1 protein-coding gene is annotated in these 844 nt (G+C 67.8%); it reads left to right on the plus strand.

Annotated features, from left to right (window positions below):
- Positions 1-844, plus strand: an 844-nt coding sequence (locus LQ326_RS47325) for an alpha-amylase family glycosyl hydrolase (protein WP_234545398.1), incomplete at both ends; no start/stop codon positions are given.

Genomic DNA, 844 nt, shown 5'->3' on the forward strand with positions numbered 1-844 from the left:
CCCGGACACCGTGCTGCTGGCGGAGGCGAACCAGTGGCCGGAGGACGTCGTCGACTACTTCGGCGACTACCCCAGCGGCGGGGACGAATGCCACATGGCGTTCCACTTCCCGGTGATGCCACGGATCTTCATGGCCGTGCGCCGGGAGTCCCGCTACCCCGTCTCGGAGATCCTCGCCAAGACCCCGGCGATCCCGTCCGGCTGCCAGTGGGGCATCTTCCTGCGCAACCACGACGAGCTCACCCTCGAAATGGTCACCGACGAGGAACGCGACTACATGTGGGCCGAGTACGCCAAGGACCCGCGGATGCGCGCCAACATCGGCATCCGCCGCCGCCTCGCGCCCCTCCTCGACAACGACCGCAACCAGATCGAGCTGTTCACCGCGCTCCTGCTCTCCCTGCCCGGCTCCCCGATCCTCTACTACGGCGACGAGATCGGCATGGGCGACAACATCTGGCTCGGCGACCGGGACGCCGTCCGCACCCCCATGCAGTGGACCCCCGACCGCAACGCCGGCTTCTCCTCCAGCGACCCCGGACGGCTCTACCTGCCGACCATCATGGACCCGGTCTACGGCTACCAGGTCACCAACGTCGAGGCGTCCATGTCCTCGCCGTCCTCCCTGCTGCACTGGACCCGCCGGATGATCGAGATCCGCAAGCAGAACCCCGCCTTCGGACTCGGCTCCTACACGGAACTCCAGTCCTCCAACCCCGCCGTGATCGCGTTCCTGCGCGAGTACGAGGACGACCTCGTCCTGTGCGTGCACAACTTCTCCCGGTTCGCCCAGCCGACGGAGCTGGACCTCAGGCGCTTCAACGGGCGGCACCCGGTGGAGCTG

Origin of the sequence: Streptomyces shenzhenensis (assembly GCF_021462265.1) — a bacterium.
Classification (GTDB): domain Bacteria; phylum Actinomycetota; class Actinomycetes; order Streptomycetales; family Streptomycetaceae; genus Streptomyces; species Streptomyces shenzhenensis.